Origin of the sequence: Gordonia soli NBRC 108243 (assembly GCF_000334455.1) — a bacterium.
Taxonomy (GTDB): Bacteria; Actinomycetota; Actinomycetes; order Mycobacteriales; family Mycobacteriaceae; genus Gordonia; species Gordonia soli.
In genome coordinates this window covers 75,111-96,483 of the sequence record NZ_BANX01000020.1, presented here as the reverse complement: position 1 = coordinate 96,483, position 21,373 = coordinate 75,111, and the positions used below count along the sequence as shown (strand labels likewise).

The window sequence follows — 21,373 nt, the reverse complement described above, 5'->3', positions numbered from 1 at the left end:
GTTGATGGGTGACTGAACGCTGTGCATGAATCTGATTGCCCGACAACATTACCCGGTCGCGCCACACCTCGTCGACCGTGCGCTCGGGAACGTCGATCGTGCACTCGCATGCGTCGATCGTGCGCTGGAGTGCGTCGACGGTGCGGCCGCGCGCACGATGGACGAATTCGGGCGCACGGTCAACGGAGGAGCCTGCACGGTGGACGGAATGAGGCGCACGATTGACGTTTTCGCGCGCACGGTCGACGTTTTCGAGCGCACGGTCGACGGAGACGGGGCACCACCAGAATGTCCCCCGACAAGGTGGCACGGTGCACAGCACCGACTGGTTAGGTTACCCTAAGTCCATGTCGATGAACCTGCTCCACAAGTGGTGCTGCCGCTCGGCCGGGTGGTCGGTCTTCAGTCGTCGGGTGCTCCTCCCATGGGCGCTCGGCGACGCAGACCTGGGCCGTTCGACGGTGGAGATCGGTCCGGGATTCGGGGCCAACACCGATTACCTCAACGAGCGGGCAGGTTCTGTCACCGCCGTCGAGATCGATCCCGACTACGCCGACCATCTGCGCAAACGCTTCGCCTCCACGGGCGGTGTCCGGGTCATCGAGGGGGACGGCACCGACACCGGCCTGGCATCGCGCGGGTTCTCCTCGGTCGTGTCGATGGCGATGCTTCATCACGTGCCGACCCCGGCGCTGCAGGATGCGCTGTTCGCCGAGGCGTTCCGCGTGCTCGAACCGGGTGGTGTCTTCGTCGGCGGCGACGGTTCGCCGACGCTCCCGTTCGCGGCGATGCACATCGGGGACACCTACAACCCCATGCCGCCTGCCACGCTGCCGGACCGTCTGAGCGAGGCCGGGTTCACCGACGTCTCGGTCGACACGACCCCGGGAGCGCTCCGGTTCAGTGCGCGAGTGCCGAGCTGACGCCCTTGCCGATCGAATCGGCCAGCATCGGCAGTACGACCCCGGCCAGGTGATCCACCTTCAACGTCGCACGGTCGTCGCCGCGGGTAATGCCGCGGTTGACGATGACGACCGGCGTGCCGATGCGGTGCGCGTGCCGGACGAACCGGAGCCCGGACATCACGCTCAGCGACGAACCGACCACCAGTAGTGCCTCGGCCTCCTCGACCATCGAGTACGCCTCTGCCACACGATGTCTCGGGACCGACTCGCCGAAGTACACGATGTCGGGTTTGACGATCCCGCCGCAATCCGGGCAGTCGATCATCCGGAAGTCGGCCGTGTCGGACAAGATCGCGTCGGCGTCGGGTGCGACCTCGATGGCTCCGGCGCCGCGCACGCGCTCGGCGAATCCCGGATTCAGGTCGTCCAGGAGTTCGGCCAGGCGATGTCGGGAGATCCGCCAGTCGCACGACAGGCATCGCACCCGCCCATAGCAGCCGTGCAGCTCGTTGACCCGACGGGTTCCGGCCTTGGTGTGGAGCATGTCCACGTTCTGGGTGATGACCGACAGCAGACGTCCCTCGCGCTGCAGTGCGGTGAGCGCACGATGTGCGTCGTTGGGCCGTGCGGCGTCCATGTGGCGCCAGCCGAGGTGGTTGCGCGCCCAGTAGTGCCGGCGGAAGTCCGGGGAGGAGAGGAACATCTCCAGGGTCATCGGCGTACGGACCGGGGCGCCGGGGCTGCGGTAGTCCGGGATTCCGGAATCGGTCGAGATACCCGCGCCGGTCAGGGCCACCAGACGACGCTCGCCGAGCAGCGCCCGCATGCGGGTGAACTGCTCGGCGAGGTCATCGTCGATGGGAGTTGGTTCGGCCGGGGCCCAAGCCTGTTGAGGTCGCGTATGCATCCCCTCCAGGTTAGGCCCCGGCCGAGCCGGATGTCGGCGTCAGTTTGTCGCGTCGACCGGGTCGGCACCGCTCTCGCTGCTGTGCTTGCCGGTCGGGTGCGGAACTGCCACCAACGGGTAGACACCGTTCTCGTCATGAACCTCGGTGCCCACGACTGGGGGGTTGAACACGCAGAACATCCGCAGCTGGGTGTCGGCCTCGACTGTGTGACGCTCATGCCCGTTCAGCAGATACATCGTGCCCGGGGCGAGGGGGTACTTCTCACCGGTCTCACGATCGGTGAGGGTTCCCGTGCCCTCGATCAGCCACACCGCTTCGATGTGGTTGGCGTAGTGGAACTCGTTGACCGAACCGGCGTCGATGACGGTCTCGTGGTAGGAGAAACCGACTCCGTCACCGCCGAGGACGATGCGCTTGGAGACCCAGTTGCCCTTTGGATCCTTGACCTCGCGCTCGGTCCCCGAGATCTCGTCAGTGGTACGTACGATCATCCGATCACCTTCTCGGTCGACTCGGTCAGAATGGTCAGCCCGCGATCCAGGTCGTCGGTGCTGATGGTCAGCGGCGGCAGGAGCTTCACGACCTCATCCGACGGTCCCGAGGTCTCGGCGAGCAGCCCCGCCTCGAACGCCTCCGCGCAGACCTTTCCGGCAGCGGTGGAGTCCTCGAAGACGAGGCCCTGCACCATGCCGCGGCCACGGTGGGAGACGCCGTCGAAGCGATCGGAGATGTCTCCGAAGACCTTCGCGATGCGGTCGCCCTTGGCGTAGGTGTCCTTCTCCAGCGCGTCATCCGACCAGTAGTGCTCGATCGTCTTGGTCGCGGTCACGAAGGCGGGGTTGTTGCCTCGGAAGGTGCCGTTGTGCTCTCCCGGCGACCAGACGTCGAGTTCCGGCCGCATCAGCATCAGGGCGAACGGCAGGCCGTACCCGCTGATCGATTTGGACAGCGTGACGATGTCCGGCTTGATGCCCGCCTCCTCGAAGGAGAAGAACTTGCCCGTTCGGCCACAACCCATCTGCACGTCGTCGACGATCAGCAGGATGTCCCGACGACGGCACAGCTCCTCGAGCGCCCGCAGCCACTCGGCGCGGGCGACGTTCACGCCACCCTCACCCTGGACGGTCTCGACGATGACGGCGGCGGGGCGGTTCAGTCCCGAACCGGAGTCGTCGAGCACACGCTCGAACCAGCTGAAGTCCTCGACCACGCCGCCCATGTAGTTGTCGAACGGCATCGGGGTCGCGTGGACCAGCGGGATGCCCGCGCCCGCACGCTTCATCGAGTTGCCGGTCACCGACAGCGATCCCAGGGTCATGCCGTGGAACGCGTTGGTGAAGCTGATGATCGACTCGCGGCCGGTGACCTTTCGGGCCAGCTTGAGGGCGGACTCGACGGCGTTGGTTCCGGTCGGGCCGGGGAACTGGACCTTGTAGTCCAGTCCGCGCGGCGACAGGATCTTGCCGTGGAAGGCCTCCAGGAACTTGCCCTTGGCAACTGTCGCCATGTCGAGGCCATGGGTGATGCCGTCGTTCTCGATGTACTCGAGGAGTGCCGACTTCAGCACCGGGTTGTTGTGGCCGTAGTTCAGTGACCCGGCACCGGCGAAGAAGTCGAGGTACTCGCGGCCGCTCTGGTCGGTGATGTACGAGCCGCGGGCACGCGTGAAGACGGTGGGCCAGCTGCGGCAGTAGCTACGGACCTCGGACTCGTGAGTGGTGAAGACAGAGTCGTCGACGGTCTGATCGAGAAGTTGCATGGTGCTTCCTTCATCTTTCGAGAATGTCTGACATGGGGAAATCGCTGCGCGGACTCGCGAGAGAGTTCGACAAGAGCGAAACGGGCTGCCGTGAGGCATCATTCGTCAACGGGGGATAGACCCTCTAGATCCGCGACGATGGCGCGTGTTGCACGCGTCGGCCTGCGATTCGGGCTCAGGGCTCCTGGAGCTCGGGCTCGAGCATGTACAGGTCCTCGGGCTCGTGAGCGTCCGGGAAATCTCCGACGGCGAACAGGTCGCGTCGCTCGAAACGAAGTCCGCGAGCGGAGGCGACAGAGCCGAAGAGTCGTTGCGACGCAACGTTGTCCGGACTGATGGTGGTGTGCATCGCGACCACTCCGAGACGCTGGGTGCGATCGAGCAGACGGTGCAGCATCGTCGCTGCGATCCCGTGACCGCGATACGCGTCATCGACGGCGACCTGCCACACCATGATGGTGGACGGGTCCGTCTGGCGACGGTATCCGGTGACGAATCCGACTGCCCGACCGTCTACTTCGGCGACGATCGAGGTGTTCGCGAAGTCGTGGCACCAGAGCACATATGAGTAGCTCGAGTTGACATCGAGAACCTGTGAGTCAGAAGCGATTTCCCACAGCCGGGTGCCGTCGTCGACGGTCGGCTGCCGGTAGTCGATTGCGAGAGTTGTTGTGGATTGGGCCGTGCTTGTTTTTGACGGGCTCATGACGCATTCGAAGTTAACAACGCGTGTCGGCGATGTCATGTACCAGCAGAAATAGGTCCCCGAAACACCTGCCTTGCCCCTGATCAGGCACTGTTTGTGAAGTGGATCACAAAGTATTGCACCGACTCGAGGTCTGGTGCATCTTGTTGGGCCGCGATGGCGCAGAATCGACGCCATGACAAGGATCATCGCCGGCCGTCACGGGGGCCGCCGGCTGGCCGTCCCCGACGACGGCACCCGGCCCACATCCGATCGCGTGCGCGAGGCCGTGTTCAACATCCTGGAGTCGCGGATCGATCTCGACGGAGCGCGGGTTCTGGATCTCTATGCGGGTTCCGGTGCGTTGGGGATCGAGGCGTTGTCGCGTGGTGCGGCATCGGCGGCGCTGGTGGACGCGCGTCGTCGGGCCACGGCGGTGATCGCCAAGAACCTGGCGACCGTGGGTGCGCAGGACGTCGGATCGGTCGTCACCCGTCGCGTCGCCGACCATCTCGCCGGCGATGCCCAGATCTTCGACGTCGTGTTCGTCGACCCGCCGTACGACCTCGACGGGCAGGTCCTGGCCGCTGAGCTCGAGGTGGTCGCCGGTCGGTGGTTGGGTGCCGACGGGATCGTCGTGGTGGAACGAAGTGCACGGACGCCTGCAGTCGCGGTGCCGGGCGACCTGGCGGTGCTGGTGGAGAAGGTCTACGGCGACACCAGGGTCACCGTGCTCGGCCGCGCTTCCGGGGTTGCCCAGTAGTTTCATGCCATGACCTCTGCTGTGTGCCCCGGCTCCTTCGATCCGTTCACCCTCGGTCACCGCTATGTGGTCGAGCGCGCGGCTGCGCGTTTCGACGAACTGGTGATCACCGTGGTGGTCAACCCCAACAAGCGGGGCCTCTTCTCCGTCGATGAGCGCATCGACCTCATCCGGGAGGACTGCGCCGATCTGTCGAACGTCCGTGTCGACCGGTGGACCGGTCTGCTCGTCGACTATCTGCGCCAGGAGTCGATCGACACGGTGGTCAAAGGCCTCCGGTCGGCTGTGGACTTCGACTATGAGGTGCCGATGGCGCAGATGAACCGAGAACTCGCCGACGTCGAGACGGTGTTCCTGCTGACCGACCCGCGGTTCGCGCACGTCTCGAGCTCGCTGGTGAAAGAGGTGGCGAAGTTGGACGGTGAGGTGTCACCCTTCCTGTCCCCGGTGATCCACTCCGCGGTTCTCGCCCGACTGGCCGGCGAGCGCTCGATCTGAGCCGACACGCCACGCCAGCCTCCCACGTCACATTTGCAACATTCGGCACAATAGTCACATCGATATCAGCGGTCGCGCCGTCGTGGCCGTTCTGGATCAATGGCAAGCGCCGGATCGGAGTAGCTGTGTACCGGGTATTTGAAGCGCTCGACGAACTCGCCGCGATCGTCGAGGAGGCGCGCAGCGTCCCGATGACCGCGGGCTGCGTTGTTCCGCGCGGGGACGTGCTGGAACTGCTCGACGACATCAAGGACTCGATCCCTGGTGAACTCGACGACGCGCAGGACGTCCTCGATCAGCGTGACTCGCTGATCGGCAACGCACGCGACCATGCCGAGAACGCGATCTCCAAGGCCGACTCGGAGTCGGAATCGGTGATCTCGCACGCACGCGCCGAGGCCGACCGCATCCTGGCCGAGGCGAAGGCCCAGGCAGACCGCATGGTCGACGAGGCGTCGGCGCATGGCGCCTCGCTCGTCGAGGACGCCACCGGTGAGGCGCATCGCCTGAACACCAGCGCGGCCCGCGAGTTCGAGGCTGTGACCGGCCGGGCGCGTGCCGAGGCGCAGCGCACGATCGACGCCGCGAACAACACCTATGACAAGTCGGTCGCCGACGGCATCGCCGAGCAGCAGCGTCTCGTCTCGGAAGCCGAGGTCGTCGCGGCGTCCAAGTCGGAAGCAGAGCGCATCATCGATGCGGCCCACGCCGAGGCCGACCGCCTCCGCGGTGACTGCGACGTCTACGTCGACGAGAAGTTGGCGGAATTCGAGGAGATCCTCACCGGAACTTTGCGTTCGGTCAACCGGGGCCGTCACCAGCTGCGCACAGGAGCCGGGATGCACGACTACGTCGAGTACCCGCGCGGCGTCGACGACGCGGGCCCGCATCGCGCCGGACGTGATCGCGCCACCGCCGATCGTGCCGCGTACGACCGTGGCGAGGGCTCGCCACTCGCGGTCTGAGTCGTCTCCGACGCCGCGGCCGACAACGTGTCTCGCGGCCTGTGCGCGCGTCGACCGCGCAGGTCGTGAGGTGCGCGGACGAGGCTGACGCGCCGGTGTCGGGGCGCGCGGTGTCGCGATGTCCGTGACCCGGCATCTCGGGCGTATCGTGAGCTTGTGGCTGAACAACCCGTGACCGAAGCGGATGCGCGTTCTGGAGCCGGCTCTCCCACGGGCGGTCAGGCGCATTTGGTGCCCCGTGAACCCTTCGTGCTGGACGTGCGCAGGCTCGGCCGTCGCGCCGGGACCATGACCGAGGTCCACCGGACGCTGGTCTCGCCGGAACGCCTCGGCGTCGAGATGGTCGGCATCCCCGCCGGTTCCGACGTCGACCTCGACCTCCGCCTGGAATCGGTGAGCGAAGGCGTGCTGGTCACCGGCACGGTGAGCGGCGAGACCGCCGGGCAGTGCTCCCGATGCCTCGACCCGGTCGACGGCACGGTGACCGTCTTCCTCACCGAGCTGTTCGCCTACCCCGACAGCGCCACCGAGCAGACCACGGACTCCGACGAGGTGCATCGCATCGTCGACGAGAAACTCGATCTCGAACAGTCGATCATCGACGCCGTGAGCCTGGAGCTGCCGATGTCGCCGCTGTGCACCACGGACTGCCCCGGCCTGTGCCAGGTGTGTGGTGTCCGTCTGGCGGCCGCCGAGCCCGGCCACGGTCACGACATCATCGACCCGCGGTGGGCCGGACTGGCCGACAAGTTCGCGACGCTCGACGAGACCCCGCCGGCCGACGGACCGGACGGGCGGGAACCTGCGTGACCGACCAGCCCGTGGACGGCGTCGCCCCCGCTGCGGACGCGCCGGCTCCGCGCTCGGAACTGGTGCGTGCGCTCGGTGTCGACATCACCCCCGAGCTGCTCACCCTGGCGCTCACCCATCGCTCGTATGCCTACGAGAACGGTGGTCTGCCGACGAACGAACGACTCGAATTCCTCGGCGACTCCGTCCTCGGCGTGGTCATCACCGAGCGTCTGTATCTCTCGTACCCCGACCGTCCCGAGGGTGAGTTGGCGAAGATCCGTGCGAGCGTGGTGAACATGCACGCGCTCGCCGACGTCGCGCGCGACCTGGGTCCCGGCGGTCTCGGCCAGCATCTGCTGCTGGGACGTGGCGAGGAGATGACCGGTGGTCGCGACAAGGCCAGCATCCTCGCCGACGGCCTGGAATCGCTGTTCGGCGCCGTCTTCCTCGACCACGGACTGGCCGTCTCGCAGCGAGTGGTCCTCGGTCTCTTCGACCCGATCATCGATCGCGCTGGATTGTTGGGCGCTGGTCTGGACTGGAAGACGTCGCTACAGGAACTGTCCGCCGAACAGGGACAGGGCCCGCCGCAGTATCAGATCGCCTCGACCGGACCCGACCACGACAAGGAGTTCACGGCCACCGCGGTGATCGCGGGGGAAGAACTCGGGACCGGTGTCGGTCGGACCAAGAAAGAGGCCGAGCAGAAGGCTGCAGCGCACGCGTGGAAGGCACTCTCCGACCGCACCGCCACTTCGTGACGGGACCCCGTCGTGCCTGAGCTACCCGAGGTCGAGACGGTTCGTCATGGCCTGGCAACCCACATCGTCGGTCGCACGATCACCGGCGTCGACGTGCTGCACCCGCGCGCTGTCCGTCGCCACGAGGGCGGACCCGTCGACCTGGTCGGCCGCCTGCGTGGCAAGGAGATCACCGGGGTCCGGCGCCGCGGCAAGTACCTGTGGCTCGACACCGGAGACCGCGACGACACCGCACCGGTGGTCGTTCACCTGGGCATGAGTGGACAGATGCTGATCGCGACCGCCGGTGCACCCGATCACACCCACCTGCGGATCCGGGCCGGACTCGACGACGGCAACGAGCTCCGGTTCGTCGACCAGCGCACCTTCGGCGGCTGGCACGTCGACGAGTACGCGGACGATCCGGCGGGCGGACCCGACCTGCCTGCGTCGATCGTCCACATCGCGCCGGACCCCTTCGACGATTCTTTCGACCGTGCGGCGGTGGTCGCCCGGATGCGCACCAAACACAGTGAGATCAAACGGGTCCTGCTGGACCAGACGGTGATCTCCGGCGTCGGCAACATCTACGCCGACGAGGCGCTGTGGCGAGCCCGGCTGCACGGCACCCGGGTCGCCGAGAACATCAGCGCACGCAAACTCGGTGAGCTGATCGACGCGGCGAGTGCTGTGATGCGCTCGGCCCTGGATGTCGGCGGCACGTCGTTCGACGCGCTGTACGTGAACGTCAACGGGCAGTCGGGCTACTTCGAACGGTCCCTGAACGCCTACGGACGCGCCGGGCAGCCGTGTCGACGCTGTGGCCAGATCATGCGTCGGGATCAGTTCATGAACCGCAGCTCGTACTATTGCCCGCGGTGTCAGCGGAAGGATTCGCCCGCCGTCCGCGTTTCCACCGCATGATCGACACCGACCCCGGTGTCCCGCAGAACAGAAGGGACGTCCAGCGCCCATGACCGAGACCCACAGCGCCACCACCGAGCAATCCGCCACCGTGCACGCCACGCCCGCGACCGAGCTCTGGGTGGAGCGGACCGGAGTGCGCCGCTATACCGGGAAGAGCTCGCGGGGCGCGGAGGTGCTCGTCGGCTCGGAAGACGTCGAGGGTGTCTTCACCCCGGGAGAGCTGCTCAAGATCGCGCTCGCGGCGTGCACCGGCATGTCGTCGGATCGTCCGCTGGCCCGCCGTCTCGGCGACGACTACGACGCGACCGTGCGGGTGAACGGGGCGGCCGACCGCGAGAACGAGCGCTATCCCGAGCTGAACGAGATCCTCGAGGTCGACCTGTCCGAGCTGGACCCGGAGGCGGCGCAGCGGCTGCTGGTCGTCGTCGAGCGCGCCATCGACGCGGTCTGCACCGTGGGGCGCACGCTGAAGGCGGGCACCACCGTCAACCTGACGATCGACACCGAATGAGCGATGCCGACCCCGTCCGACTGACCGCGCATGTGCACGGTCGGGTGCAGGGTGTCGGATTCCGCTGGTGGACGAGGTCGCGTGCGCTCGAGCTCGGCCTGGTGGGTTATGCGGCGAACCAGCAGGACGGTCGGGTCCTGGTCGTCGCGGAAGGCGACCAGGTGTCGGCTCAGCGTCTTCTGGACGCGCTGCGATCGGGCGACACACCCGGCCACGTGGATCTCGTGGTGGAGCGGTTCGACTCTGCGCGGGGCGATCTCAGCGGTTTCGTCGAGCGCTGACCGCGTCCCGCCCGTGGTATCGACCGATCCGGTCGAGATGGTGAGTATTCTGTACCGTCGTGCACCTCAAGAGCCTGACCCTCAAGGGTTTCAAGTCGTTTGCGTCGGCCACGACGCTGCGATTCGAACCCGGCATCACATGTGTGGTGGGTCCCAACGGCTCGGGTAAGTCGAACGTCGTCGACGCCCTCACCTGGGTGATGGGGGAGCAGGGCGCCAAGGCGCTGCGCGGCGGCAAGATGGAAGACGTCATCTTCGCCGGCACATCCGGCCGACCGCCCCTCGGCCGCGCCGAGGTGACGCTCACCATCGACAACAGCGACGGGGCCCTCCCGATCGAGTACTCCGAGGTCTCCGTCACGCGCCGCATGTTCCGCGACGGCGCGGGTGAGTACGAGATCAACGGCACCTCCTGCCGGCTGATGGACGTCCAGGAGCTGTTGAGCGACTCCGGTATCGGGCGTGAGATGCACGTCATCGTCGGGCAGGGGCGATTGGCCGCGATCCTCGAATCCCGTCCCGAGGACCGTCGCGCGTTCATCGAAGAGGCCGCGGGTGTCCTCAAACACCGCAAGCGCAAAGAGAAGGCCGTCCGCAAGCTCGATGCGATGCAGGCCAATCTCGCCCGACTGACCGACCTCACCGGCGAACTGCGGCGGCAGCTCAAACCGCTCGGCAGGCAGGCCGAGGTGGCACGTCGCGCGCAGACCGTGCAGGCGGACCTGCGCGATGCCCGGTTGCGGCTGGCGGCCGACGATCTGGTCATCCGACAGTCGGAGATGGCAGAGCACTCGGCAGTCGAGGACGAGGTCCGCCGCCGGCAGGACGAGGTCGGTGCGGAACTCGACCGCGTGACCGCCGAACTGGCCGAGCACGAGCAGGGTCTCGCCGAGGTCACTCCGGCGGCCGCGGCTGCCAACCAGGCCTGGTACCGACTGTCGGCGCTGGCCGAGCGGGTCGACGCGACCTGTCGGATCGCCGCCGAACGCAGTCGCTACCTGTCCGAGCCGACGACCGAGGCCGGTGGCACCGACCCCGAGGAGCTCGAGGAGCAGGCACTCGAGGCGGCCGAACTCGAAGCCGAGCTGACCGAAGGCGTCGGCGAGGCGGCCGAGCGGCTCGCCGGAGCGCAGGACGAATTGTCCGAGCGTGAGGCCGTCGCCGCCGCTGCCGAGCAGGCCCACATGGCCGCGGTCCGTGCGATCGCCGACCGCCGCGAAGGACTGGCCCGACTCGAAGGCCAGGTCGACAACCTGCGGACGCGGGCAGAGTCGGTCGACGCCGAGGCGGCCCGGATCACCGCGGCCATCGCCGCCAGCACCGAACGAGCAGCCAAGGCGCAGGCCGATCAGGACGCGACCGCGGCAAGTCTGGGCGAGCTCGAAGCAGCCGAGAAGGGCCTCGACGACCACCACGAACGCAGCGTCACGGCACTCAACGTCTCCAACGAGCGCGTCGCGTCGCTGCAGACCGAAGAGCGTGAGGCCGAGCAGCGGATCGCGTCGCTCACCGCACGGATCGAGGCGCTGTCGGTGGGCTTGGAACGCAACGACGGCGGGGCCTGGCTGCTCGACAACGCCCCCGACGGTCTGCTCGCGCCGATGTCGGAGCTGCTGACCGTCGAGAACGGATACGAGACTGCGATCGCGGGCGCGCTCGGACCGGCCGTGGACGCGATCGCCACCGTCGACTCGTTGGCCGCCGTACGTGCCCTGGAGGCGCTGAAGAGCGGTGACGGAGGACGGGCGAGCCTGATCCTCGGTGGTCTCCCCGACACCGCGACCACGCCGCAGGTCGACCTCCCGGACGGCGCACGCTGGGCATCGTCGGTGGTGACCTGCCCGCCGTCGATCCGCGGTGCCGTCGACCTCGTACTCGCCGATACCGTGCTCGTCGACGATCCGCACACCGGTCTCGATCTCGCCCGCGACCACAGCCTGCGGTCGGTGACCCGCGACGGCGACCGCATCGGGCCTGCGTCGGTGGAGGGCGGTTCGTCGCACCGACCGTCGACGCTGGAGGTCCAGTCGGCCATCGACGCCGCGACCGGTGACCTCGCCACCGCGCGGCGTCGGGTCGAGGAGATCGAGGCAGCCCTCGATGGTGCGCTCACCGATCAACAGGCACGCCGTGAGGCCGCTGAGGAGGCGCTGGCAGCGCTGCACGAGTCCGACGCCAATCTCGGTGGCGCACTGGAGCAGATGGCCCGTCTCGGCCAGGAACTCCGTGCTGCGCGCGGGGAGGCCGAGCGGCTGACCCGGCAACGCGAGAAGGCCGAGGAGGGACGCACGGAGACGCTGGCATCGCTGGCCGAACTCGAGGAGCGGCTCCGTCTGGCCAACGACGACTCGACCGTCTCGCCCGACTCCGGCTCCGACGACACCGACCGTTCTGCCGCCGCGACCGCTGTCGCGGAGACCCGCGCGGTGGAGATGGAGGCACGCCTGGCGTTGCGCACCGCCGAGGAACGGCTCGCGTCCGTCCGGGGCCGGGCCGACTCGTTGCGTCGTGCGGCCGAGCGCGAGCGCGAGGCGCGTGAGCGCGCCCGCCGCCAGGATCAGCAACGCCGTCACGCCGCGTCGGTGGCCGAGGCCGTGGCGCGTGCGGGGTCGGAGATCGCCGGTCGTCTCGCGGACACCGTCGCGACCGCACAGGCGGGCCGCGACGAATTCGAGGCCATCCGTGTCTCGCGCAGCTCCCAACTCGACGAGCTCAAGACGGTCGTCACCGAACTCACCTCGCAGCTGAACGCCCTGAAGGATTCCGTCCACCGTGACGAGATGGCCAGGGCCCAGGCGGCGTTGCGCATCGAGCAGCTCGAGGAGCAGATCCTGGAGTCGTATTCGATCGCTCCCGACGATCTCGTGGCGGAGTACGGACCCGATGTGCCGATGCCGCCGTCGGCGCTGGAGATCGCGGAGTACGAGGACGCGCGCTCCCGCGGCGAGTTGGTGGTCGCGCCCGCGCCGATGCCGTTCGACCGTGCGACCCAGGAGGCCCGCGCCAAGAAAGCGCAGAAGGACCTGACCACGCTCGGCAAGGTCAACCCGCTGGCACTCGAGGAGTTCGCAGCCCTGGAGGAGCGCTACAATTTCCTCTCTGCCCAGCTCGAGGACGTCAAGGCGGCGCGTCGCGACCTGCTCGACGTCGTCGACGAGGTCGACGCACGCATCCTGCAGGTCTTCACCGAGGCCTACGCCGATGTCGAGCGCGAGTTCTCGCAGGTGTTCTCGACGCTGTTCCCCGGTGGCGAGGGCCGGCTGGTGCTCACCGAGCCCAACGACATGCTGACCACCGGCATCGAGGTCGAGGCCCGCCCGCCGGGCAAGAAGGTGAAGCGCTTGTCGCTGCTGTCCGGCGGTGAGAAGTCGTTGACCGCGGTGGCCATGCTGGTCGCGATCTTCCGTGCCCGGCCGTCGCCGTTCTACGTGATGGACGAGGTCGAGGCGGCGTTGGACGACACCAACCTGCGCAGGCTGATCAGTCTGTTCGAGCAGCTCCGCGAGCGTTCGCAGTTGATCGTCATCACCCACCAGAAGCCGACCATGGAGGTGGCCGACGCGCTCTACGGCGTCAGCATGCGCGGCGACGGCATCACCACGGTCATCTCCCAGCGCCTCCGCGGTGTCGACATCCCGGTCGCCAAGGGGATCGGTGCGACCACGCCCGACGCCGCCGAGCAACTGTTCTCTGATTGACTCGAGGCAGGCCCGCGGACCGGGGATCACGGTCCCTGTCGATCCCAGCGGCATCTTCACCCGCCTACTGACGAAGGACATCTGAGTGAACACCGGAATCATCATCGGGATCGTCGTCGCGGTGGTCGTACTGCTCGCGATCGTCGTGGCCGGGCTGATCGTCGCGCGCCGACGACGCATCTCGCTCACCGACGACACGACCCCGACCGTCGAGGGGACCACCACACGCGAGGTCGACCGATCCGGTGGATATCGCGCGGGGTCGGGGTTCTCCTTCAGCCAGGGCGACACCGCGACCGTCGACCGACCCACCGACAGCCGTGGCACCGGACCGATCACCCCGACCCCGGAACGCACCGAGGTCGACGGACAGCCGGGTGTCGGTGACGACGCAGCGGTACCGCGGGATTCGGCCCAGCGCGGGATCACCGACGTCTCCCTGCCCGACGCGGCCCCGCTCGAGACGCCCACCTCGGATGCGGCCCTCGGAGACACTGCCGCGCCGGCCCCGGACACTGCCGCTCCGGCCCCGGACACCGCCGCTCCGGCCCCGACCGTGGAGCCACCGGCGACCGACACCGTGCCGACCACCGACGAGGTGTCGGACGCCACCGAGGTCATCAAACCCCCGGTGACCACCCCGGTACCCACCGAGCAGGCCCCGACCGTCGACGAGTCCACTGACGCGCCGACCACGTCTCGCGAGGAGATCGCTCCCACCGCCGGTCGCCTCGGACGTCTGCGTGGGCGTCTGTCGCGATCCCAGGGCGCCATCGGCAAGGGTGTGCTCGGCCTGCTGGGTGCGGGCGATCTCGACGAGGACAGCTGGGAGGAGATCGAGGACACGCTGGTCCTGGCCGATCTGGGTACGTCGGCGACCACAGCCGTGGTCGAGCGACTACGCACCGAGCTCGCGACGTCGAACATCCGCACCGCCGACCAGGCGCGCGCGCTCCTCAAGCGGGTGCTCGTGGACCAGCTCCATCCCGAGCTCGATCGCTCGATCCGGGCTCTCCCGCATGCCGGCAGCCCCGCCGTGGTGCTCGTCGTCGGTGTGAACGGCACCGGTAAGACCACCACCACCGGCAAGCTCGCCCGCGTGCTGGTCGCCGACGGTCGGCGGGTGCTGCTGGGCGCGGCCGACACCTTCCGCGCAGCCGCCGCCGATCAGCTGCAGACCTGGGGCGAGCGCGTCGGCGCCGCCGTGGTCCGCGGCAAGGAGAAAGCCGACCCGGCATCGGTGGCCTTCGACGCGGTCGCCCGGGGAGTCGAGGACGGCGTCGACGTCGTGATGATCGACACCGCGGGCCGGCTGCACACCAAGACCGGGCTGATGGACGAGCTCGGCAAGGTCAAGCGGGTGGTCGAGAAGAAGGCTCCGGTCGACGAGGTTCTCCTCGTCCTGGACGCCACCGTCGGGCAGAACGGTCTCGCCCAGGCGCGCGTCTTCGCCGAGGTCGTCGACATCACCGGTGTGGTGCTGACCAAACTCGACGGCACCGCCAAGGGCGGCATCGTCTTCCACGTGCAGAACGAGCTCGGTGTACCCGTGAAACTCGTCGGTCTCGGCGAGGGGGCCGATGATCTGGCACCATTCGAGCCGGAGGCATTCGTCGACGCGCTCTTGTGACGATCGGTTCACAGCGCACGTCTCCCGTCGGTGAGGGTCGGAAATCGCGACCTGGGCCGTTACATCCACGAAATCTCAATCGCCCAGCGGTTCACACGGAAGAAACACCAGGGCACCACTGCTGAAACCGTTGACCGACATTGTCTTTGCAGACGCCGAGCCGTCGGCGCACTGCGAGGAGGTTTCGTACAGTGGTTTTGGCACTGCCAGAAGAGGTGTTCGGCGTAGCCGACCCCGGCAACACGGCGTGGATGCTCGCCGCCGCGGGACTGGTCCTGCTGATGACCCCGGGTCTCGCCTTCTTCTACGGGGGTTTGTCTCGGGGCAAGTCGGTCCTGAACATGATGATGATGTCCTTCGGCTCGCTGGCCGCGATCAGCGTGGTCTACGTGCTCTGGGGCTTCTCGATGTCGTTCAGCGACGGGATCACCGGCAACGACGACATCGCGGGGATCTTCGCGAATCCGTTCTCGCTGTTCGGTTCCGACCAGCTGTCGGCGACGATGGGTGAGGACAAGGTCGTCACCGCCGGCCTCACGATCCCGGCGTTCGTCTTCCTGGGCTTCCAGTTGACATTCGCGGTCATCACGGTCGCACTGATCAGCGGCGCGCTCGCCGAGCGCGTCAAGTTCTCGACGTGGATCGTGTTCACGGTCATCTGGTCGACCGTCGTGTACTTCCCGCTCGCACACATGGTGTGGGGCGGACTCGTCGGCGGCGGCGGCATCATGGGCGGCGGCGAGAACGGTTTTGCCGCATGGATGTTCGGCACCACCGACGGTAAGGCCAACGTCGCACCGATCGACTTCGCCGGCGGCACAGTGGTGCACATCAACGCCGGTGTGGCCGCTCTGGTCCTCGCGCTCATCGTCGGTTCGCGTGCGGGCTTCGGTCGCACCGCCTACCGTCCGCACAACATCCCGTTCGTCATGCTGGGCGCGGCCCTGCTGTGGTTCGGATGGTTCGGCTTCAACGCGGGCTCCGAACTCGCCGCCGACAACACCGCGGGTCTCGTGTGGGTCAACACGACGGCGGCCACCGCTGCCGCGACCATCGGCTGGCTCGCGGTGGAGAAGATCCGCGACAAGCACGCCACCAGCGTCGGCGCCGCATCGGGCATCGTTGCCGGTCTGGTCGCGATCACCCCCGCATGTGGTGCTCTCACCCCGGTCGGCTCGCTGATCCTGGGTGTCATCGCAGGCGTCCTGTCGGCACTGGCGATCGGACTGAAGAACAAGTTCGGCTACGACGACTCGCTCGACGTCGTCGGTGTCCACCTGGTCGCGGGCCTCTGGGGCACCATCGGTGTCGGCCTGCTCGCCAAGGACGTGGGCCTGTTCTGGGGCGGCGACTACAAGCAGCTCGTGGTCCAGATCGTGATCGCAGCGTTCGCTCTCGTCTTCACCGGTGTCCTCACCGCGGTCATCGCCTTCGCCCTCAAGCCGCTCGGCTGGCGTATCAGTACCGAGGACGAGCACAACGGCATCGACGAGGCCGAGCACGCGGAGACCGCGTATGAACCGGCATGAGCCGCACGTCGACCACTACGCTGATCTCTGTGGAGAGGGATAACTGATGAAGCTGATCACCGCAATCGTCAAGCCGTTCACGCTTGAGGACGTGAAGGCGGGACTCGAGCAGGCCGGGATCCTGGGCATGACCGTGAGCGAGGTCCAGGGGTACGGCCGACAGAAGGGCCACACCGAGGTCTACCGCGGCGCCGAGTACTCCGTCGACTTCGTGCCGAAGGTACGGGTCGAGGTCGTCGTCGACGACGCGGCCGTGGACAAGGTCGTCGACGTCATCGTCGAGGCGGCACGGACCGGCAAGATCGGAGACGGCAAGGTGTGGGTGTCGGCGGTCGAGTCCGTCGTCCGGGTCCGCACCGGTGAGCGCGGCGCCGACGCACTGTAGCGGCTGCACGTGCCCTTTCTGAACACCCAGCACGGCCCCGCGTCTGACGGCAAGTCAGGCGCGGGGCCGCGCCCTTCATCCCACCCGATCCCCGACGGAAGTGCAGTGGCCGCAACCGATCTCGCCCAAGCGCGCCGACAATTGCTGCAGTCGAGCCGGTCCGGCAAGCTCGACGCCGCCGGACTGCGGCAGGTGCTCGTCGACCTCCATGAGTTCTGGCTCACCAGCAAGGGTGCCGAACTCGGAATCCGTTCACGCAGCGGATTCGCCATCGTCGCCGTCGGCGGCCTCGGACGCAGCGAACTGCTGCCGTACTCCGATCTCGATCTCATCCTCCTGCACGACGACCTGGCACCCGATCGGGTCGCCGAGGTCGCCGACGGACTCTGGTATCCGCTGTGGGACGCCAACATCCCGCTCGACCATTCGGTGCGGACGGTGCCCCAGGCGCTCCAGGTCGCGAGCTCCGACGTCACCGCCGCCCTCGGACTCCTCGAGGCACGGCACATCGCCGGCGACGACGATCTCTCGTCGCTCCTGATCGGCGGCGTCCGGCAGCAGTGGCGCACCGAGATCCGCACCCGCTTCCCCGAGGTCGTGTCGCACGCGCAGGACCGCTGGCGGCGCGCGGGCGACATCGCGCACAGGGCTGAACCCGACCTGAAGAACGGTCGCGGGGGACTCCGCGACGTGCAGCTTCTGGGGGCGCTGTCCATCGCGCAACTGTCCGACGGCATGGCGAGCCTGCGACCGGACTCACCCGGCGGAGCCGGTCCGCAGGCAGCCTACGGCCGACTGCTCGACATCCGCACCGAGTTGCATCGGATCGCCGGCCGGCCGCGCGAACAGGTCCGCGCGCAGGACGCCGACGAGATCGGTGCGGCGCTGCGTATCGGCGATCGATTCGATCTCGCCCGCGTGATCAGCGACGCTGCGCGCACGGTCAGCTACTCCATCGACGTCGGACTGCGGACCGCGGGCAACTCGTTGCCCCGCCGCGGACTCGCCAAACTCCGACGGTCACCCATCCGACGTCCGCTGGACGAGGGTGTGGTCGAGCACAACGGTGAGATCGTGTTGGCGCGCAACGCCATCCCCAGCAAGGATCCCGGTCTGATCCTGCGGGTCGCGTCGTCGTCGGCCCGCACCGGACTGCCGATCAGCGCGTCGACGTTGAGTCGGCTGGGAGACTATGCCCCCGAACTGCGTGAACCCTGGCCGGCCGAGGCGTTGAGCGATCTGCTGGTCCTGCTCGGTTCCGGACACCACATGGTCGACCCGATCGAGGCACTCGACCGCACCGGACTCTGGGGGCGTCTGCTCCCCGAGTGGGGCGCGGTGCGCGATCTCCCGCCCCGCGACCCGATCCACACCTGGACCGTCGACCGGCACCTCGTCGAGACCACCGCACACGCGGGGTCGATGACCACCCGGGTGGCCCGGCCCGACCTGTTGGTGCTGGGCGCGCTCATTCACGACCTGGGCAAGGGCCGCGGCGCCGATCACAGCATCGTCGGGGCCGAACTCGCCATCCAGGTCGGCAGCCGGATCGGGTTGTGGCCGCAAGACGTCACCGTGCTCTCGGAGATGGTGCGTCATCACCTGTTGCTGCCCACCGTCGCGACCCGTCGTGACCTCGACGACCCGGCGACCGCGCAGGGCGTGGTGGAGACCCTCGGACACAACCGGAACCTCCTGGAGTTGCTGGCGGCGCTGGCCGAGGCCGACTCACTCGCGACCGGACCGGGTGTCTGGGGGGAGTGGAAGGCGTCGCTGATCAGCGACCTGGTCCGGAGATGTATGCGTCTCATCGACGGGGCCGGGCTCGCGACGCCGGAGCCGTTGACCGACGCCCAGGTGTCCCTGGCCGAGGGCGGTGGCTTCGCCGTGCGCCTCGAACCGACCGACGGTTTGCACACCTATCGGGTCATCATGGTCGCGCCGGACCAGCCGGGTCTGCTCTCGCAGATGGCGGGTGTGCTCGCGCTGAACGGGCTGCGGTCGCATTCGGCCACCGTCCAGAGCCACGCCGGGAGTGCGGTCAACACGTTCGTCGTCGTACCGGTGTTCGGTACCCCGCCGGAGGATGGGCTGATGCGACAGCAGTTGATCGCGGCGGTCGAGGGACGGATCGACGTGCTGGCTCGCCTCGAGGTGCGCGAGCGTGAGTCACCGATCCCGACCATCGCCTCGATCGAGTCGAGTCCCGGATCGGTCCTGGGTGCCGCGGCGGCGGCCGGCTCCACCGATCCGGAGACCGACGGCGCCGGTCATCCGAAGAACGCGGTCCCCGCGCTGTACGCGGTTGCCCCGCCACGGGTCATCTGGGTGGAGACCGGCGGCGACGACGTCCTCATGGAGTTGCGTACCGACGATCGGCTCGGCCTGCTCAGTCGGGTGAGCTCGGTCATCGAGCGCCGTGGCGCCGACGTCCGCTGGGCGAAGGTGTCGACTCTCGGCAGCACCGTGGTCGACACGTTCTCGCTGTTCATCCCGGATGACTCCCCTGAGGCGAGGGCTGCGTTGGCCGATGCCGTGACGGCCGTCTGTCCGCCTCCGCAACCCGTCAGCGAGACGGGATCGGGGCCGGGCGGTACCGAGGGGCAGACCGGTACCGGTCGGCCAGGCGTCCCGATCAGCTGACACCGGCCCGTGGAGATTCTCGTCGGCCGGGCACCGCACGCGAGAACCCGTGCGCGAACGTGGAAGACTGGGTGAATGTTCGATTCCCTCTCCGACCGGTTGACCGGTGCGCTGAAGGACCTGCGCGGCAAGGGTCGTCTGTCCGATGCCGACATCGACCGCACCAGCCGGGAGATCCGGCTGGCCCTGCTCGAGGCCGATGTGTCCCTGCCCGTGGTGCGGACCTTCATCGCCCGCATCAAGGAACGGTCCAAGGGCGCCGAGGTGTCGGCGGCCCTCAACCCGGCCCAACAGGTCGTCAAGATCGTCAACGAGGAGCTCGTCGGGATCCTCGGCGGAGAGACCCGTCGTGTGCAGTTCGCGAAGAACCCGCCGACGATCGTCATGCTCGCCGGCCTGCAGGGTGCCGGTAAGACGACCCTCGCCGGGAAGCTCGGCAACTGGTTCTCGCAGCAGGGGCACACCCCGATCCTGGTGGCCTGCGACCTGCAGCGCCCTGGTGCGGTGTCGCAGCTGCAGATCGTCGGCGAGCGAGCCGGGGTCCCGGTATTCGCGCCGCACGCGGGCACCAGCGTCGGTGGCGAGGGTGAACTCGGGATCAGCTCCGGCGACCCGGTCGAGGTCGCTCGGGCCGGCGTCGAGGAAGCGCGGCGTCTGCAACACGACGTGGTCATCATCGACACCGCCGGACGACTGGGCATCGACGAGGAACTGATGCGTCAGGCCTCCGACATCCGCGACGCCACGCAGCCCGACGAGGTGCTGTTCGTGGTCGACGCGATGATCGGTCAGGACGCGGTGTCGACCGCCGAGGCCTTCCAGGAGGGCGTCGGCTTCACCGGTGTGGTCCTCACCAAGCTGGACGGTGACGCCCGGGGCGGCGCGGCGCTGTCGGTGCGGGAGATCACCGGTCGGCCGATCATGTTCGCGTCGTCGGGCGAGAAGCTCGAGGATTTCGACGTCTTCCACCCGGACCGGATGGCCAGCCGGATCCTCGGCATGGGCGACGTCCTCAGCCTGATCGAGCAGGCGGAGCAGCATTGGGACGCGCAGCAGGCCGAGGCCACCGCCGCCAAGATCACCCAGGGTGAGCTGACCCTCGAGGACTTCCTCGAGCAGATGCTGATGATCCGCAAGATGGGTCCCATCGGCAACATCCTCGGGATGCTCCCGGGCGCCGGTCAGATGAAGGATGCGCTGTCGCAGGTCGACGACAAACAGCTCGACCGCGTGCAGGCCATCATCCGCGGCATGACACCCGCCGAGCGCGACAACCCCAAGATCATCAACGCCTCGCGACGGCTGCGCATCGCCAACGGTTCGGGCGTTGCGGTCAGCGAGGTCAACCAGCTCGTCGACCGCTTCTACGACGCCCGCAAGATGATGGCCCAGATGTCGGGGCGGATGGGCATGGGCGGCGTGACCAACCGCAAGAACAACCGCAAGAAGGGCAAGGGGAAGAAGGGCAAGGGGAAGGGCCGCGGCCCGACTCCGCCGAAGGGCGCACGGGGAGGTTTCCCCGGTGGTCTGCCCGCCGGGTTCCCGGACCTGTCGGGCATGCCCGCCGGGCTCGATCAGCTGCCCCCGGGGCTCGAGGGCATCGACGTCTCGCAGTTCCAGCCGAAAAAGCGCACCGACTGACGATGCGCCGTGCGGGGCGCCATCGGTCCGCCCCGTCTGTCCACGCGGACGCGATCGAAGCGTCCCCGGCGCGGAGGTGGAACTCCGCGTCCTGACGCGGAAGGTGGTCGGCG

19 protein-coding genes are annotated in these 21,373 nt (G+C 68.0%); 15 read left to right on the top strand and 4 right to left on the bottom strand.

Translation table 11 applies throughout. The annotated features are described in order from the left end of the window. Positions 1 to 347: 347 nt before the first annotated feature. Positions 348 to 923, top strand: a complete 576-nt coding sequence (locus GS4_RS14260) for a class I SAM-dependent methyltransferase (protein WP_040510557.1) — start codon at positions 348 to 350, stop codon at positions 921 to 923. Here GS4_RS14260 and GS4_RS14255 read toward each other — a convergent pair. The 4 genes from GS4_RS14255 to ectA all read right to left on the bottom strand — a co-directional run bounded on the left by GS4_RS14255 (position 901) and on the right by ectA (position 4,278). Continuing rightward, positions 901 to 1,812, bottom strand: a complete 912-nt coding sequence (locus tag GS4_RS14255; protein ID WP_007621702.1) for a Sir2 family NAD-dependent protein deacetylase — start codon at positions 1,810 to 1,812, stop codon at positions 901 to 903. The genes GS4_RS14260 and GS4_RS14255 overlap by 23 nt on opposite strands. A 39-nt stretch (positions 1,813 to 1,851) precedes the next feature. Next, entirely contained in the window at positions 1,852 to 2,304 is a 453-nt protein-coding gene (locus GS4_RS14250) for an ectoine synthase (protein ID WP_007621701.1), read from the bottom strand. Then, positions 2,301 to 3,572: a diaminobutyrate--2-oxoglutarate transaminase gene (gene ectB / locus GS4_RS14245; protein ID WP_007621700.1), complete on the bottom strand. Its 1,272-nt coding sequence runs from the start codon at positions 3,570 to 3,572 to the stop codon at positions 2,301 to 2,303. The genes GS4_RS14250 and ectB overlap by 4 nt, the downstream gene beginning before the upstream one ends. Positions 3,573 to 3,747: 175 nt before the next feature. Then, a complete protein-coding gene (gene ectA / locus GS4_RS14240) occupies positions 3,748 to 4,278 on the bottom strand; it encodes a diaminobutyrate acetyltransferase (protein ID WP_007621699.1) in 531 nt (176 codons plus the stop codon). Between the two features lie 175 nt (positions 4,279 to 4,453). On the opposite strand from ectA, the gene rsmD reads away from it, so the two are divergent. From rsmD to ffh, 14 genes are all read left to right on the top strand, one after another. Further along, on the top strand, positions 4,454 to 5,020 hold the full coding sequence (gene rsmD / locus GS4_RS14235) for a 16S rRNA (guanine(966)-N(2))-methyltransferase RsmD (RefSeq protein WP_007621697.1): 567 nt from the start codon (positions 4,454 to 4,456) through the stop codon (positions 5,018 to 5,020). Positions 5,021 to 5,029: 9 nt separating this feature from the next. Next, complete coding sequence (coaD, locus tag GS4_RS14230) at positions 5,030 to 5,518, top strand: pantetheine-phosphate adenylyltransferase (RefSeq protein WP_007621695.1); 489 nt, start codon at positions 5,030 to 5,032, stop codon at positions 5,516 to 5,518. 125 nt (positions 5,519 to 5,643) lie between these two features. After that, positions 5,644 to 6,483, top strand: coding sequence for a DivIVA domain-containing protein (locus GS4_RS14225; protein ID WP_007621686.1), 840 nt, complete (start codon positions 5,644 to 5,646; stop codon positions 6,481 to 6,483). Between the two features lie 288 nt (positions 6,484 to 6,771). Continuing rightward, positions 6,772 to 7,293, top strand: coding sequence for a YceD family protein (locus GS4_RS14220; protein WP_085947049.1), 522 nt, complete (start codon positions 6,772 to 6,774; stop codon positions 7,291 to 7,293). 11 nt (positions 7,294 to 7,304) lie between these two features. Further along, the gene (gene rnc, locus GS4_RS14215; protein ID WP_007621682.1) at positions 7,305 to 8,036 is read left to right on the top strand and encodes a ribonuclease III; all 732 of its coding nucleotides are present in this window, start codon (positions 7,305 to 7,307) and stop codon (positions 8,034 to 8,036) included. 12 nt (positions 8,037 to 8,048) lie between these two features. Continuing rightward, entirely contained in the window at positions 8,049 to 8,939 is an 891-nt protein-coding gene (gene mutM, locus GS4_RS14210) for a bifunctional DNA-formamidopyrimidine glycosylase/DNA-(apurinic or apyrimidinic site) lyase (RefSeq protein WP_007621680.1), read from the top strand. Positions 8,940 to 8,988: 49 nt separating this feature from the next. Then, a complete protein-coding gene (locus GS4_RS14205; RefSeq protein WP_007621673.1) occupies positions 8,989 to 9,453 on the top strand; it encodes an OsmC family protein in 465 nt (154 codons plus the stop codon). Beyond that, complete coding sequence (locus GS4_RS14200; RefSeq protein ID WP_007621663.1) at positions 9,450 to 9,734, top strand: acylphosphatase; 285 nt, start codon at positions 9,450 to 9,452, stop codon at positions 9,732 to 9,734. Before GS4_RS14205 ends, GS4_RS14200 begins: the two co-directional genes overlap by 4 nt. A 59-nt stretch (positions 9,735 to 9,793) precedes the next feature. Next, on the top strand, positions 9,794 to 13,432 hold the full coding sequence (gene smc, locus GS4_RS14195) for a chromosome segregation protein SMC (RefSeq protein WP_007621656.1): 3,639 nt from the start codon (positions 9,794 to 9,796) through the stop codon (positions 13,430 to 13,432). 85 nt (positions 13,433 to 13,517) lie between these two features. After that, positions 13,518 to 15,062 carry a signal recognition particle-docking protein FtsY gene (ftsY, locus tag GS4_RS14190; RefSeq protein ID WP_007621652.1) on the top strand — a complete coding sequence of 515 codons (1,545 nt, stop codon included), beginning with the start codon at positions 13,518 to 13,520 and terminating at the stop codon, positions 15,060 to 15,062. Positions 15,063 to 15,253: 191 nt separating this feature from the next. Beyond that, entirely contained in the window at positions 15,254 to 16,591 is a 1,338-nt protein-coding gene (locus GS4_RS14185) for an ammonium transporter (RefSeq protein WP_007621650.1), read from the top strand. Positions 16,592 to 16,637: 46 nt separating this feature from the next. Continuing rightward, a complete protein-coding gene (locus GS4_RS14180; protein ID WP_007621649.1) occupies positions 16,638 to 16,976 on the top strand; it encodes a P-II family nitrogen regulator in 339 nt (112 codons plus the stop codon). A gap of 9 nt (positions 16,977 to 16,985) precedes the next feature. After that, the gene (locus GS4_RS14175) at positions 16,986 to 19,619 is read left to right on the top strand and encodes a [protein-PII] uridylyltransferase (protein WP_007621648.1); all 2,634 of its coding nucleotides are present in this window, start codon (positions 16,986 to 16,988) and stop codon (positions 19,617 to 19,619) included. Positions 19,620 to 19,694: 75 nt separating this feature from the next. After that, positions 19,695 to 21,260, top strand: a complete 1,566-nt coding sequence (gene ffh, locus GS4_RS14170; RefSeq protein WP_007621646.1) for a signal recognition particle protein — start codon at positions 19,695 to 19,697, stop codon at positions 21,258 to 21,260. Positions 21,261 to 21,373 lie beyond the last annotated feature (113 nt).